The sequence below is a fragment of the Paenibacillus sp. GbtcB18 genome, from assembly GCF_019091125.1.
Classification (GTDB): domain Bacteria; phylum Bacillota; class Bacilli; order Paenibacillales; family NBRC-103111; genus Paenibacillus_F; species Paenibacillus_F chitinolyticus.
In genome coordinates, this window is record NZ_JAGXJX010000003.1 from 556,704 (window position 1) to 571,326 (window position 14,623).

The 14,623-nt window shown below is 53.0% G+C and carries 13 protein-coding genes and 1 riboswitch; of the genes, 2 read left to right on the top strand and 11 right to left on the bottom strand.

The window, feature by feature from the left end; all coding sequences use genetic code 11:
- Positions 1 to 138: 138 nt before the first annotated feature.
- The 4 genes from KVT34_RS12790 to KVT34_RS12805 all read right to left on the bottom strand — a co-directional run bounded on the left by KVT34_RS12790 (position 139) and on the right by KVT34_RS12805 (position 4,750).
- The gene (locus tag KVT34_RS12790) at positions 139 to 1,077 is read right to left on the bottom strand and encodes a TIGR03943 family putative permease subunit (RefSeq protein ID WP_217559049.1); all 939 of its coding nucleotides are present in this window, start codon (positions 1,075 to 1,077) and stop codon (positions 139 to 141) included.
- A gap of 27 nt (positions 1,078 to 1,104) precedes the next feature.
- Positions 1,105 to 2,127, bottom strand: a complete 1,023-nt coding sequence (locus KVT34_RS12795; RefSeq protein WP_217559050.1) for a permease — start codon at positions 2,125 to 2,127, stop codon at positions 1,105 to 1,107.
- A 219-nt stretch (positions 2,128 to 2,346) separates the two neighbouring features.
- Entirely contained in the window at positions 2,347 to 3,237 is an 891-nt protein-coding gene (locus KVT34_RS12800) for a class I SAM-dependent methyltransferase (RefSeq protein ID WP_217559051.1), read from the bottom strand.
- 227 nt (positions 3,238 to 3,464) lie between these two features.
- Positions 3,465 to 3,672, bottom strand: a riboswitch (cobalamin riboswitch).
- A 172-nt stretch (positions 3,673 to 3,844) separates the two neighbouring features.
- Positions 3,845 to 4,750: an aminoglycoside phosphotransferase family protein gene (locus KVT34_RS12805; RefSeq protein WP_217559052.1), complete on the bottom strand. Its 906-nt coding sequence runs from the start codon at positions 4,748 to 4,750 to the stop codon at positions 3,845 to 3,847.
- Between the two features lie 198 nt (positions 4,751 to 4,948).
- Here KVT34_RS12805 and KVT34_RS12810 point away from each other — a divergent pair, with 198 nt between their 5' ends.
- The gene (locus KVT34_RS12810; protein WP_217559053.1) at positions 4,949 to 5,437 is read left to right on the top strand and encodes a spore coat protein; all 489 of its coding nucleotides are present in this window, start codon (positions 4,949 to 4,951) and stop codon (positions 5,435 to 5,437) included.
- 85 nt (positions 5,438 to 5,522) lie between these two features.
- Here the strand turns inward: KVT34_RS12810 and bshB2 are convergent, their stop codons facing one another.
- From bshB2 to KVT34_RS12845, 7 genes are all read right to left on the bottom strand, one after another.
- On the bottom strand, positions 5,523 to 6,179 hold the full coding sequence (gene bshB2 / locus KVT34_RS12815) for a bacillithiol biosynthesis deacetylase BshB2 (protein WP_217559054.1): 657 nt from the start codon (positions 6,177 to 6,179) through the stop codon (positions 5,523 to 5,525).
- A gap of 26 nt (positions 6,180 to 6,205) precedes the next feature.
- Entirely contained in the window at positions 6,206 to 6,550 is a 345-nt protein-coding gene (locus tag KVT34_RS12820; RefSeq protein ID WP_217559055.1) for a YojF family protein, read from the bottom strand.
- 189 nt (positions 6,551 to 6,739) lie between these two features.
- The gene (locus KVT34_RS12825) at positions 6,740 to 10,204 is read right to left on the bottom strand and encodes a PAS domain S-box protein (protein WP_217559056.1); all 3,465 of its coding nucleotides are present in this window, start codon (positions 10,202 to 10,204) and stop codon (positions 6,740 to 6,742) included.
- A 267-nt stretch (positions 10,205 to 10,471) separates the two neighbouring features.
- The gene (locus KVT34_RS12830; protein WP_217559057.1) at positions 10,472 to 11,359 is read right to left on the bottom strand and encodes a hypothetical protein; all 888 of its coding nucleotides are present in this window, start codon (positions 11,357 to 11,359) and stop codon (positions 10,472 to 10,474) included.
- Between the two features lie 95 nt (positions 11,360 to 11,454).
- On the bottom strand, positions 11,455 to 11,973 hold the full coding sequence (locus KVT34_RS12835) for a TetR/AcrR family transcriptional regulator (protein WP_217559059.1): 519 nt from the start codon (positions 11,971 to 11,973) through the stop codon (positions 11,455 to 11,457).
- 130 nt (positions 11,974 to 12,103) lie between these two features.
- Positions 12,104 to 13,033, bottom strand: coding sequence for a manganese-dependent inorganic pyrophosphatase (locus tag KVT34_RS12840; RefSeq protein WP_217559061.1), 930 nt, complete (start codon positions 13,031 to 13,033; stop codon positions 12,104 to 12,106).
- Between the two features lie 126 nt (positions 13,034 to 13,159).
- Positions 13,160 to 13,972, bottom strand: a complete 813-nt coding sequence (locus KVT34_RS12845; protein ID WP_217559063.1) for a class I SAM-dependent methyltransferase — start codon at positions 13,970 to 13,972, stop codon at positions 13,160 to 13,162.
- Positions 13,973 to 14,124: 152 nt separating this feature from the next.
- Between KVT34_RS12845 and KVT34_RS12850 the strand changes: the two genes are divergently transcribed.
- Positions 14,125 to 14,580: a GNAT family N-acetyltransferase gene (locus KVT34_RS12850; RefSeq protein WP_217559065.1), complete on the top strand. Its 456-nt coding sequence runs from the start codon at positions 14,125 to 14,127 to the stop codon at positions 14,578 to 14,580.
- Positions 14,581 to 14,623 lie beyond the last annotated feature (43 nt).

A 14,623-nucleotide genomic window follows, 5' to 3' on the forward strand; every position in this document is an offset into this window, starting at 1 on the left:
GATCCATACGAGTTTTTTTGCGCCCCCCTCCCCGTTCTGTTGATGGTATCTACGATTAAGGTGCCTACTACATCCGGCTCTTGCATCGCAAACAAAACCGCTTTCCGTCGGAAAGCGGTTTTGTTATGGCTACAGCCTTTATTTTCCGAGATCGGCGAAATCACCGGCATACGGATATACGTAAGGGGACGAAGGCTCTTTAATTTTCCGGATCACGGCTCCCTCCAGCTTCATCGCATCTTTACCTTCGTACACCGACTTGCGGATCGTCCCTTTCACCGTTACCCATGTATCCTTGAGATACGAATCCGCATCCGGAGCTTCAACGATAACGCCGTACGGAGACGCATCGGCAGAGCAGCACTGCATCGTCAGTCTTGCGACGACGAACTGGTTTTTGGGCATGTCGTCCTCCCGGTAAACGAAGCCGCTGATTTCCATCTGTTTCCCCGCAAAATTGCCGGCGAACAGATCCACGGCCGTCAGCCTCTCCATAAAACCTTTCTCCCCGATAAGAATGGTTTGCTTTTGGTAAAGCCGCATGGCCAGCTTCGCGTAATCTTCCGTAAACCGGCTGCCTTTGAACATCTCCTTGAGCCTGGCTTCCTGCGTATCTTCCTTGCCCCGGCTCGCTTTCTCTGAAGATTGCTGCTTCTCAGGCGAATCGTCCCGGGTATCTGCATTCCTCTGCGTCTGGAGGTTGGAGGTATTCAGTTGAATCCCTTTCACTTGAACGATATCGCTCCCCGTTACCCGGTCGGGCAGCAGAAAGCCCAGCAGCAGCGGTAAAAGGAACAAGGAATAAGCCGCACCGTGCGAAAGCTTAGATTTCCTGACACCGGGCTCGCATCCGCAGTCGGATTCATTGCCTGAAGCGGGCTGCAGGGCCAGATAAATCTGGATCACGGCCAGCACGAACAGGGCGATCGCCGAAGCTTTGACGTACGGTACCAGGCGGGGCGCCAAGTAATGCGTCATGCCGCCCGTTTTGACCAGATAGACGATATAGAGCGAAAACCCGCATAGAATCGCCGCCCTCATAAAAGAATGGAAGGCGTAAGCGCGCCTGTCTTCCACCCGATTCACCTCCCCGAATTCAAAGCGTTAGTTGAAAAACAGGTGTTCGACAATGACGGAACCTGCAAACACGGTCATCGTGATAAGAACGGCCAGCAGCAGGACAAACTTCGTTTTGAAGACGGACAAGAGCATGAGCGTACTTTTAAAATCGAGCATGGGCCCGAAAACGAGGAAGGTGAGTAGGGAACCTTTGGAAAATGTCTGGAGAAAGGAAGAAGCGACAAACGCGTCCGAGGTGGAACAGAGCGACAATATGTAGGCAAATCCCATCATAAACAGATGCGGAAGCACTTCCCCCTCCCCCAGCGCCGACAAATCCCCTCTAGGCACAAAAGCCTGAATAACGGCCGTAACGAGAGAGCCGAAAATGAGATATTTCCCCATATCGAAAAATTCCCCGCCCGCGTGGCCCATCATCGTAACGAATTTGCCGCCGCCCTGCACGTGCGCACAGTCTTGTCCGTTCTCGGCATACAGCGAGTCCAGTCTGTGTTTCAACGGATTTTGGTTAATGAACGCGTATACGAATAAGCCGATAAACGCGCTGACTCCAAGGGCCAGTCCCATCCGGGCATACACCATTTCGGGATTCATCCGGAACGCCGTGTATGTGGCCGCATAGACGACCGGGTTCACGATAGGACCCGCCAGAATGACGATTACGCCTATGTACAGCGGCATTCCTTTGTTGATCAGCCGCCGGACGACCGGGATCATGCCGCATTCGCAAATCGGAAACAGGATGCCCAGCAGGCAGGCATAAACGAATCCGAGCAAAGGATTCCGGGGGATCGCTTTGCGGATCCAGGTTTCCGGGATGTAAACCTGCATGAACGAGGAAAGCAGCACACCTAGCATAATAAAAGGAACCGCTTCGAGCACGATGCCGATAAACATCGTCTTGAACAGGCGGAGAACCGAAGGGTCCGGCAGCCCCGCATTCCCTGTCCGCACGGCTTGCCAGGCCAGTATAGCCAGGAAACTTCCCGCTGCAATATAAATCAGGTGTCTTTTTCTCATCCCTCTGCTTGCGCCGCTGAAATGCACGTTCTCCCCTCCTGTGTACGACAATATCCTTATTTTAATCGTAATTATTACGTTTTTCAATAAAAAAGACTTCTCCCTTAAACCCTTTCCACTTTTTCATCCCTATGCGAGTTTGCCTGAATTTATGACAAGCTCCTTCCCTTGTCCGATTCGTGAAGCCATAAAAAAATCCCGGCACGCGAAACCGCGTTACCGGGAAAACACTTCAACGGCTCTGATTTAAACTTCCACGACCCGTTTCACTTCCGTGGGCAGGTCCGCAGGTTCCAGCCGTTTTTCCGGCTTCCAGTAAAGGAGAGCCGCTTTGAAATTGTGCGGGTAAATCAGCTTTCCGCCTTCTTCTCGCACATAAGCGTACAAGAGCTCCACAGCCTTCTTGCGGTCATACTCCTTGTCCAAAACCGCGCTCAGGTTATCCTTCATCAGCTCTTCCTCCGTATCGTAGGCATACGTTTTGTGCAGATTGACAATTTTACAATTCGCGTCGATTCCGAGTTCATAAAGCAGATTCTGCAAATGGATGTAATCTCTGCGTTGAAATTTGATCCGGCAGCCGAGCTGCTCCCGGATGTCCTTGTAGTGCGGTCTTTCGGGACCGCTTACCATTCCCGCGATTCCGAGACGCTTCGCCGTGTTGTTGATATGCAGCAGCGCCCGGTCGATCTCCTGCATCCGGTAGTAACAATTGACGCCGAATACCACGTCGGCCCGCTCCACCTCGGGAAGCTCTTCCCATTTGGCATGCACGAAGTTTACATGATTCCAGCCCTTCCGCTCCGCTGCGGCTTTCAGGAAAGCAAGCACGCTTTCGGAGCTGTCGACGCAGGTGAGGGAACCCGCTTTCTCGGCCGCTTCGAACGTATAATTTCCCCAGCCGGGGCCGATTTCCAGCACATCCTCGCCGGGATCGATCAAAGTGATCAGCTCCTTGCGCAAGTTGGCAACCCAAGAATCCACCCCGGCCTGTTCTTTCTTTTTCATAAAAGCGTTCCAGAACCCTTCTTCCTTGACGTCATCGGTCATCCGCACGGGAAGATTTCCGTCCCAGTCCTTCATTCCCTCCTGCCAAAGGGTTTTGTAGTTCGTATTTAGTTTGACTCCGTAATACATCGTGTTCCTCCCATACGGTTTGAAGATACTTGTACATCATTCTTTCGATCAAAATGCGGCGGACTTCATTTTACCCGTAAAGCCGGAGGATTCAACCGATCCGAAACAAATAAAAACATCCCGCCGAAGGCAGGATGTTTGGGTTCATCGCATGAATACGCCGGGGTCAGGACCCGACGATTAGGGAGAACATTCGCATCAACGCCATCCTATATCCGCGTAGGAATGAAGTTACCGGTAAACAGGCAGGTCTCCTGACTCGGGAACCCTATGCGCGTCTTCCCGGATTCACCAGTGACGTGATGCGCTTCGGCCGGGGCTTCGCCCCTTTTCCCCTTACAGTGGCGGGACCGTATCGGAATTGCACCGAACTTCCCTTTTAATCCGTTCCCTCTCCCCAGAGAAAGAACCGGAACCCGTTCAATAAAGAATGTTTGATATTTTGTTGTCTAAAGAAAAGCATACATGTCAAACAACTTCACGATTAATAGTAGTCCAAATCCGGCGTTTTGGCAAATACCGAAGCATGCGGGCAAGCAGGCGTACCGGTAAGGCGGGCCCGGCAAACTTCGGACTATGAAGTAGAGTCGCGACGGTTATGACTCCGCTATTCCCCTTCAATAATCAGGTTGATTTGATGAATAAAATCTTTTGCCAGTTCAAGCTGTTTATAGGCAAATTCCAAATCTCCGTTACCCGAGAGTCCGAAATCCAAGTTACCTAAAGTGGACATCAGTATGCGTGCGGTAACGGCAAATCCAAAAGCTTCCTTATCGGCCTGATTATTCATCTCACTCCAGATATATTGAAAGGTTGGCTCCTGAACTCCGTTGAACAAGGCAAGATTGCCTACATAGGAAGCCAGATCCCAGTATGCGGGCATCAAAGATACATCTTCAAAGTCCGACCAGATCCAGCCTTCGGGACTCGGTAATAAGTTTCTTGAATGGGCATCTCCATGAGACGGTATGAGCAAGCTTGTTTCAAGACGCATCTGTCTATCAATTGTGAAAAACAGACTTAACAAATCTTGTATACGCGGATCCGGATGATTCATTAATCTAAAAGCCGATTGACATGTCCGCTCCCAAACACCAAGCATAGGAATCTCGCCGGTAAAATCTTTCAATGCCAGTGAAAGTGTATTGACCAATTCAACTGCTTCGCTTGGCGAAGGGCGCTCCAGGTCTGTCGGGGGAACATACTTCCAAAGCGTCATCCATGTGCCGCCAATATCATATGGTCCTGCATCCGTAAGGTCGGTTGGCAAACGGACCGGCACTCCCTTTGAATGGAGATGACGTGCGGCTCTTAATTCACGAACCAGTACCTTGTAAGCGTAATCTCCATTATTTTTTGAAATCGCAGCGGCTATTCGGGCCACAATCGGAAACGGGGCCAAATGAACGATCAGGTTCCCGCCATTACCAAGCTCGATAGGAGTAATGTCTTTTAATCCGGCTTTTTCTGCCATTAAAACCGCTTTTGAAATAAGGCTGCTATTATTCGGCACTCCGCGGGCTCCTTAGTTAAGGTTAAAAATATATTAGCATCGTTGTCGTGTCCCCCATAGGTATTAAATAGTTAACAATCAACTATTCCCCATTCACACTTTCGTTAACGCGAACTTCCGTTTGGAGGTACTGACAACTTACTAATCTCCGCCCCTTCACATAGGCTGTTATAAACCCCACGAACGGAGTCTGAGAAGATGAGCCTGCCGAAAGTCCCCCAGCATCTCGCCTGGCACGAAACTTTGGAGCTTCACGAGCTTGTGAGCCTTCAGACCGGACAACTGATCGCTTGTAAACAAAAATTACCGACGCTTGCGGACGAAGGGCTTCAAACGCTTTTCAGAGCGGCGATACAAACCTTGGAGCAGAATCTGAACGAGCTGCTGGCGTATTATCCCGAAGCGCCTGCCGCCTCCAGGAATAAACCTGCGGAGCTCCCCGTCCTGGAAGCGGGACAGCTTCTCGCTTTTGCCAAAACCGCCGTACGCGGCTACGCCTGCGCCCTCACGGAAACCGCGACTCCCCGTCTACGGGCAACCTTTGTGAAACATCTGTTGAGAGCGGTCGAATTTCACGCCAAAGTGTTCAACCGGCTGTATGCGGACGGTGCGTACCCCGCTTATGACCTGAAGGAACTGCTGGAAAACGACGCGGCCAACGCCCGAGCCGCCCTCTCCCTCGAATAACGGCAAACCGCCAAGGAACGGCACGACTGCCTGCCCCTTGGCGGTTTATCGGCATGCGGGAACGGCTTCCGCCCCGCTCACTCTTTTATTGAAACCGGTATGTCCACAACCGCTCGTAGCCGAAGCGTTCCTGCACCTCTTTGTCGTTCGCGGATTTGCCGCCGAGCTGTCCGTTGAGCTGGAACTGGGAGCTGTGTGCAAGGATCGAGCCCAGCTTCTGCTCCAGATACGGCCTGACATCGTTCACGACATCCGCTTTGCCGAGCACATCCTCGCATCCTTTGGAAAAAGCGATGCAGTGAACGACCGGTCTCTCTTCCAAGGGGATTCGCTGGACCGTATCAATCACGGCCGCGCCCGTTGCGTCATGATCCGGATGCACGCTGTAGCCCGGGTAGAACGTAATGACAAGCGAAGGATTCAGCTCGTCGATGAGCCCGCGGATTTTGCCGACGAGCAGTTCGCGGTCTTCGAATTCAATCGTTTTATCGTGAAAGCCCAGCATCCGCAAATCCTGAATTCCGATCGACCGGCACGATTCCTCAAGCTCGGCTTTGCGGATTCCGGGCAGTGTCACGCGGTTGGCGACAAGGGGATTGCCCATGTTGCGTCCCATCTCTCCCAGTGTCAAGCATGCGTAAGTCACCGGGGTTCCCTGGCGTATATGGCCGGCAAGCGTACCGGATATGCCGAACGCTTCGTCATCGGGATGCGGCAGGACGACCAGTATGTGTCGTTCCATCTCCATCTACCTTCTCTCTTTGTAAGTTAAAAAGGGTCTCGGCTCAGCTGCAGCGAAACGACGAGCTTGCCGTCCTTATCATGTCCCGACAAAATCAGTCTCTGCGTCTCCGTTTCATCCCAATGGGTAAGTCCCTCGGAATAAACCCAGCCTTCTTCCATTTTGAGCCCTACCCGGTAGGGGCCGTTTCCGGCAATAGAACCCTGCAGATAGCGGATCTTCGAATTGCGGATAAACGTCGAGGCCGTATGTTTGGACTGGTCAAGGTGGGAAGCGTAAGCCCCGTTCGTCATTTCCAGATGAATATACAGGTCATGGCCCTTTAGCAGATCAAGAACTTGCTGGACGGCCGCCTGATTAATAAACTGCATGAAAATTCCTCCAGTAATATACTGACGTATTCACCTAAACTATTGTATGCGGCTAATCTATTGTAGGTTTAAATGTAGCTTATTATAAAACATTCCGATCGACTTCACAAATCGCATCGGGTGCGGATAGGCCCCGTATTCGGGCCTGTACAAACAAAAAACCCGCTCCGCGGCGGGTTTTCACGGCTTCTATCGTTCTTTTATCCGGGCAGTCCACTTGGCCATCAGACGTTTGAGCTCACCGGCAAGGACCGGCTTGCTGATATAATCGTTCATCCCGGACGCCAGGCACTGTTCCTTGTCTTCTTCTCTGGCAAAAGCGGTTACGGCAATAATGACGGGAGGCATTGGCTTCTTCCCGTATTTTTCACGGATTAGACGGGTCGCCTCGAACCCGTCCATGACCGGCATCTGCACGTCCATGAAAATCAAATCATACGTCTGCTCCCCCGCAGCCTGCACGGCTTCCGCTCCGCTGTTTACGACATCCGCCGAATAACCCAGCTTGCCGGTTAACGTATGAAGCAGTTTACGGTTCATGGGATGGTCGTCCGCAATGAGCACCCGCAGCGGCGCAGGCTTCGCCTCCGGAAGGGAAGGAACGGGCGGGGTTTCCGCCGGTGAGATCACGGGAGCCGTATCCAGCACTTCTGAGTCGCCTAAACCGGCGTGCAGGGTAAAGAAGAAGGCGGAGCCGGCGTTCTCTTCGCTTTCGACACCGATCTCGCCTCCCATCAGCTCGACCAGTTTCTTGCTGATCGACAAGCCGAGCCCCGTACCGCCGTATTTGCGGTTAATGGCGGGATGCAGTTGAGAGAACGATTGAAACAGCCGGTGGATTTGTCCGGCGGGAATACCTATCCCCGTGTCCCGAATTGTAAATTCCAGCATGACCGATTGGGGCTCGGAAGAAGGCGTAATTTCCACCGCTACCGAGACGCTTCCCCGCTCGGTGAATTTGATCGCGTTGCTGATCAGATTGATCAGCACTTGTCTCACCCGCGTCTCGTCTCCCAGCACGTACCGGGGCAGCCCGGCCGGAATATCGCACGAGAGCTTCAGGTTCTTTTCCTCCGCTTTTACCCGGAAAAGCTCCAGAACGCGCGCCAGCGTTTCCCTTACATCGATCGCGTCCAGATTTAATTCCATTTTGCCCGCTTCGATCCGGGAGAAATCCAGAATTTCATTCAAAATATGCAGCAGGGCGTCGCTGCTTTCCCGGATAATATCCGCATAACTGCGCTGCTCTTCATCCAGCATCGTTTCCTGGAGCAGCCCGATCATTCCGATAATCCCGTTCATCGGCGTGCGAAGTTCGTGGGACATAATGGCCAGAAACTCCGATTTGGCCCGGTCGGCCTGTTCGGCAAATTCCTTGGCCCGGATAATTTCTTTCTCGTTCGTCACATCCCGGAAAACGACCACGACGCCTTTTCTCTCCCCCTTATCGAACAAGGGCGTAACTTGATAGGACGCCAGAAAGCTCGTTCCGTCCTTCCGCCAGAAAATCCCTTCGCTCGGCGATACGGAAACGCCGTCTCTTACCGCCCGTTCGACCGGCGAGTCGCCGGGAAGGTACTGATTGCCGTCCGGACAGGCCTGCTCGACGGTTAGAAGGTGCCGGTTCCCGATCAGTTCTTTCGGGTTGAACCCTAGCATGGATGCGCCGGCGGGATTGATAAACATCCCCTGCCCCTGCAAATCCAGCCCGAAAATTCCTTCGGAAACGGAATTGAGAATCAGCGCGTGCTCATAGCTCAGCTTCTCGATCTCTTCCGTATACTTTTTGCGGTCCGTGATGTCGCTTGTCAGGACATACACCCCGACGATGTGCCCGCTTAGCACGATCGGGACATTTATGACGCTCGCTTCGATGCGGTGTCCGTCTTTATGAATGAGCCCCGTCTCGTAAGTCTCCGGTTCGCCCTGGGCCGCCAGTTCGAAATGCCGCAAGGTCTTGTCGTAATCGGCCGGATGAACCAGTGATGCGAAATGCCGGTCGGTCAGCTCTTTATCGGAATAACCCGTCAGAACCTGCTGCCCCCGGTTAGCCGTCAGCACCTTTCCGTAAAGATCGAGCGAAGCTACGCCGACCGGGTTGTAGTCAAACAGCGACTTGTACTCCTGAAGCCGGAGTTCCGTGTTTCTGCGTTCCGTAATATCGCGTGAAATGGCGACGATTTCCCGCTCCCTGCCCTGATCGTCCAGCGTGTAACGGCTGGTCGTTTCGAACCAGACGTACGTGCCGTCTTTGCGGAAGAACCGGAACGTAACCTTCTCCGATCCTTCCCCGTGAAGATTTTCCTGCAGGTACTTTTTGACAAAGCCGACATCATCGGGGTGAATGTAGCCGAGTCCCGCCGTACCCACCATTTCTTCAGGCTCGTAACCGAGCATCGTGCGGCAGATCGGGGACACGAACAGAAACGTTGCCTGCCCGTCCACGGCATGTCTGGATATAAAATCAAGCGAATATTCCGAAATAAGCCGGTAATTCTGCTCGCTTTCCAGAATCCGCTCTTCCATCCGCCGCCGTTCGGTTATATCCTGCACCATCCCGATAATCTGGATAGGTTTATTGAATTCGTCGGCCACGATTTCCCATTGAGCCGCAATAGTCCGGATCGACTGGTCCGGCAGACAAATTTTGTAGATCATTTCACCGGATTCCCCGTTTTCGAGCGCCTTCTCGATGCTTTCGCGGACACGCGGGAGATCTTCGGGGTAAATGCAGCTCAGAAACAACTCCGCATCGGAATCCACGGAATGGATCGCATAACCGAAAATGCGGCGCATTTCGTCCGAGAAAGAAACCCGCGAGTTAAGCAGATCCCACTCCCAGGAACCGATATGCGCAACCCGCTGAGCCTCGGCCAGCGTTTCTTCGTACTTTTTACGTTCCGTCACGTTGCGGCCGATCGCTAAAATTTTGATAACGCGGCCTTCGCCGCTGCGCACGAGCTGAAAGGCGGTTTCAAGCCAAATATAATGTCCCTGCTTGTGCCGGACCCGTCTTACGAAAACTTCCTTCTCCGAGTAAAGCTTATCCCGGTTCCTCATTTGCAAAGCATCGTCGGGATGATAGAAATCGACGCGTTTGCGGCCGATCATTTCTTCCGGTTTATAGCCCAGCAGCCCTTCGACAGAGGGTGAAATATATAGAATGGTCCCGCTCGGCGAGCTGAACGAAATGACATCCTGAATGTTTTTGGAAAAAAGCAGGGCGAGGTCGCGGTTGTCCTCAAGCTCTTTTGCGGCTGCTTTTTTATCCGTCACATCCGTAAATTCATGAATAAGATACAGCGGCTGTCCGGCCTCCGGATCGCGTGCCAATGTCGTGCGGACGTTCAGCGAAATGACGCGCCCGTCTCTATGAAAATACCGTTTCTCCCTTTCGAAAACCTCGCCGGGAAAAGCGGCAAGCTTCTTCATCACGCGTTTGTGTTCACGGATGAAACTTTCGTCGTCCGGATGCAGTAGTAATTTTTCGGTTCTCTCAAGCAGTTCCGCTTCCGAGTAACCGAGGATCTTGCATAAAGCCGGATTCATGCCGAGCCACTCCCCGTTTTCAGGAGATGCGAATACCAGGCCGTTCGCCGTCTGACTGTACAAATGGGTAAAAAGCGTTTCTTTAGCCTGCGAAGGGATGTTCACGGGAAGCCTCCTTGATTCCGCCCCCGAATCAGGGGCTCTGTTCCACTATAACCGGCGATTCGCCCGGGAAACAGATAGGGTCGATGTAGTTATTATAACAACAACGAACCATTTAGAAACGCTGAAATCGGCTTCCGTTCTCTAAAACTTTCAATCTCTCTTCAAGCCGCTGAAAAAAGCCGGATTTCCTTGTCTGCAAGGAAACCCGGCCGGGAGCGGAAACCCGTGCGGCAGTAAGCTGCGCAGCTTTGCCGGAGCGGGAGGGCGTTAAAGCTTCGAGGCCTCTGGCGGGACTCTCCAGGTTACGGTTACCGACTTCCGGAGGGCCGTGCCCAGAGCAAGCAGCCAAAGAAGCAGCCCGGCTGCCGCCGTGAGCGTCCATGGCGACACCTCGGTGACAGACATGCCCGAAGCCGTCTGGAAGCCGATACCCACAATCGCCAGCATCCAACCGATTGAGCCCGCGTGGACGAGCCTGACTTTGCGGGACTGCGCGTCATCCGATTTTTCCAGCAGCCAGCCAAGCAGCGGAAGCGTCTGAACCGCATGAAAACCCAGCCCATGCAGGACGATCAGATTGCCTGAAGCGCCGGTGTAGCGGCTCTGAAGCGCGATCATGCCGATTCCCGCAACAATGGCCGCCATGGTGGAGAGAAACCCGTAACGGATGCCGAGAACAACAAGCGGCCGCTCCGCCAGGACCGATTTTCTGTAAAAAGCCGCGGCAAGCCAGATGATCAGAACAATCAACAGCATGGAGTCCAGACCAAAAACGATTCCCCCGATGCGGTCGATATCTGTGCCCGCCTGTGTAAACCGGGGATTGATTCCCCGCAGATGCTGGACGGACTCCAGCAGATAAGCGGCCCCTCCCGTAAACGCGAGCATCCAGCGGTATACTTTGCGCGATCGGCTGCCCATTCCGGCCAATGGGAGAATGGCAGCTAGCGACAAGATGAACATACCTATCGCCGCGTTAAAGGAAAAGGCGCTTTCCACATTGCCCTCAGGGAGGACCCGGCTTCCGTACAATGCCATATAAACCGCCATAAAAGCCGCAAATACAAAGCCAGCCAAACCTGTCCAGATTAGTACGCGTTCGCCTGAAAACAGGGAATTAGAGCCGTCGTGTCCGTTATAAAGTGCCCGTTTCATTTTACGCACATCCTTTTCTCGGAAATTTATTTATTAGTCAATAAATACTTCTGCAAAAAAATAGGCAGCCTTAACGTGCCGCCTTGCCAGGTTTCCTAGCAGTTCAAATCTTTGAAAGGGAGCAGCTCGGGAAGCTGCAGCACATCCGAAGTTACGATCAGAAGTCCGATTGCTATGAAATTGCCGGCTGCCGTCTCGACATCGTCCATTCCGGATTCTTCGAATTTTCGCACGATTGTCGTGTGTATCAACGCAAACTTCTCGCTCATATGCCTGCGGATTTCGGGTTCTGATATGGCAGGCGCCTGCAGCACCATCAGCATTTCCGCCCGGTTAGCCCGCATGAGATCTTTGAACGCCTGGCCCATTGATTCCATAATGAGATCCCCTGTTGCTTCCACCTGCATGAAGGCATCATAGAGCCGCTGTACGGCCCGGTCAACTACCGCCTTGAACAGCTCTTCCTTGCTTTTGAAAAAATGAAACACGTACGGCTGCGTCACGCCGGCCGCTTTAGCCACCATGGCTGTCGTTGTTTTATAATAGCCAAGTTCCGCGAATATTCCCACGGCTGCGTTAATAATCTGTTCTTTGCGATCTTCGCGGACAACCAACTCCGCACCTCCTTTTATTTATTGATAAATAAATAATAAAAGCCGAATGACCGTTTCGTCAAGAGGCCCCGCAAAAAAAGGTTAAAAAGCCGCCTGGCTTGGATGCCCGGCGGCCGTTATTTTTAAAATTTTATTTGCTTAAAATGTCTGTCAGAACGGGAACGATCTGCGATTTGCGGGAAACGACGCCTTTCAGCACCGCTTTGTTGTCGGCAAGCGTTACGTTGTACGCTTCTTCTACCGCTTTGGCGGAGGAGCCGAGCGCCAGGCCGATAGAATCGTTGTTAAGAATATCCGTAACGACAAACAGGAACAGATCCAGCCCTTTTTTCTCGATAATCGCGTTCAGAGCCGCTTCCAGCTCGTCCTGGCGGGCAAGAACATCATTCGTGTCCACCGCGTTTACCTGTGCGATTTCCACCTTGTGGGAGCCCATCTGGAACTCTTTCGCGTCCAGCGAAATGAGCTGTTCGATCGTTTTGTCGCTAAGGTCCGCGCCCGCTTTGAGCATGTCCAGTCCGTAGCTTTCGAGGTTAACGCCGGCGATTTCCGCCAGTTCGCGTGCGGCCGCCACGTCCTGCTCCGTGCAGGTCGGCGATTTCAGCAGCAGCGTGTCCGAAATGATGGCGGATACCATCAGTCCGGCAATGTTCCCGGGAACGGACTTGCCGTTTTCTTTGTAAAGCTTGTTCAAAATCGTCGCCGTGCAGCCGACAGGTTCGGCGCGGTAGTAAAGCGGGCCGCTCGTCTCGAAATTCGCGATGCGGTGGTGGTCGATGACTTCGGTCACGCGCACTTGATCGATGTCGCTTACGCTCTGCTGACGTTCGTTATGATCGACGAGAATAACGGTCTTGACTTCGCCGGCAACCGTCTCGACAAGACGGGGAGCTTCTGCCTTAAAAGTATCCAGCGCGAATTGGGTTTCGCCGCTTACGGCTCCCAGGCGGACCGCTTCTACGTTTTCGCCAAGCTGGGTTTTCAGGTCTGCATATGCGAGTGCGGAACAAATGGTGTCGGTGTCCGGGTTTTTGTGTCCGAAAATCAATGTTTTTTCCATCAATAAAGGCTCCTTACTTCGTTTGAATTTGAAATGGATCGCAAAAAGTGCTAAAATCCTAACTCGATTATAGCGTTAAAATCAGCTTATTCCAATCCCTATACAGAGAATAATCGGACGGCTGCTTTAAAGTCTCCTGCCCACGTACAAAAGGTGCGAGGAAGAGCCGAGATTGTACGGATCTTCGGCCGCTTGCATGATCAGATCCAGCACTCTCCGGGACACTTCCTCCCCTTGCGAGCGCCAGTAATCCCACTGCTCCCCCGTCATTCCGGCGGCGATACTTCCGGAACCGATCAGCTTGACGGTCCCGAAGCCGTTTGTCTCCATGAACGGGACGATATCGCCCACCGGAAAATAGTACGCGCCGGTAAAACGCCCGGCATCGCTGTGATCGAAGCGGCCCGTTTCGGCGAAAGCCTCGAGCCCGCGGACCGTATCGTTAGGCTTCCAATTCAGCGGATCGCGCAAGGAATTGGCGAGGTGCCGGATCCGCGGCATAAAAGCGACAAAGACCCAGCCGTCCTTGGCGGTTACCCGGTGAAGCTCGCGCACCGCCTTCTCCCGGTCTTCGGCACCTTGCAGGTGGTAGAGAGGCCCCAGCATTAAGGAGGCGTCGAACTGCCCGTCTCCGAACAGGCTGAGGTCTCTCGCGTCGGCTGCATGGAACCCGCGGAAGCGGTCCAGCAGCCCCAGCTCGGCGGCTTTGCTTCGCGCCGTTTCCACGAGCTTCGGCGTCAAATCGGCAAGGGTCACGTCGTGACCCTCACGAGCCAGCTCCATGGCGTATTTGCCCGGGCCCGCTCCGTTATCCAGAACAGCGGAACCGGCGGGCAGATACTTTTTAATAAAAGCCAAGTTTATGGTGTACTCCCACGGTTCCCGGTCCAGCCTCCCCCACTCGTCAAATTGGCTGTAATAGTTTACGATAGGTTCCATTTTTTCGCCTCCCGATTGCTGTTTCCCAAAACAATTCGAGCCGAAAGCCGTTTTTCCTTTTCATGAAACAGGAATTGGGAGACGGATGTTTAATAGGAGTAAAGGTGTGGAGTAGTTAGAAGACAGAAACCGTATAAAAGGAGAAAAAAACGATGAACATTACGGAATTGCGACATGGCGAACCTTATCCGATGGACCTGCTCCTGCTTGCCGATCCTTCGGAAGAACTGGTTCGGGAATACATAGGGCGAGGACGCTGCTTTACCGGAGCGGCTGCGGACGGCGCCGTGATAGGCGTCTATGTGCTGCTGCCGACCCGCCCGGGGACGGTCGAACTCGTCAACGTGGCGGTACGCGAAGATTGTCACGGCAGAGGCTACGGCAAGGAGCTGGTTCTTCATGCAATCGGACAGGCCCGGGAATTCGGCTTCAAAACGATCGAAATCGGAACAGGCAGCACCGGGGTCGCCCAGCTTGCGCTTTATCAAAAGTGCGGATTCCGGATTACGGGAATCGACAAGGATTTTTTTGTTCGTCACTATGCCGAAGAAATCTACGAGAACGGAATGCAGGTTATCGATATGGTACGGATGTCCCAAGATTTATAAAATTTTAATAAGCCCGCCCCCAACCTCCGACATTTTCTTCACG

Coding starts and splice junctions, on each gene's coding strand:
- KVT34_RS12800 (WP_217559051.1), bottom strand. CDS start 3,237: ATGTATTACGGAGTCAAACTAAATACGAACTACAAAACCCTTTGGCAG.
- KVT34_RS12810 (WP_217559053.1), top strand. CDS start 4,949: ATGAGCCTGCCGAAAGTCCCCCAGCATCTCGCCTGGCACGAAACTTTG.
- bshB2 (WP_217559054.1), bottom strand. CDS start 6,179: ATGGAACGACACATACTGGTCGTCCTGCCGCATCCCGATGACGAAGCG.
- KVT34_RS12820 (WP_217559055.1), bottom strand. CDS start 6,550: ATGCAGTTTATTAATCAGGCGGCCGTCCAGCAAGTTCTTGATCTGCTA.
- KVT34_RS12830 (WP_217559057.1), bottom strand. CDS start 11,359: ATGAAACGGGCACTTTATAACGGACACGACGGCTCTAATTCCCTGTTT.
- KVT34_RS12840 (WP_217559061.1), bottom strand. CDS start 13,033: ATGGAAAAAACATTGATTTTCGGACACAAAAACCCGGACACCGACACC.
- KVT34_RS12845 (WP_217559063.1), bottom strand. CDS start 13,972: ATGGAACCTATCGTAAACTATTACAGCCAATTTGACGAGTGGGGGAGG.
- KVT34_RS12850 (WP_217559065.1), top strand. CDS start 14,125: ATGAACATTACGGAATTGCGACATGGCGAACCTTATCCGATGGACCTG.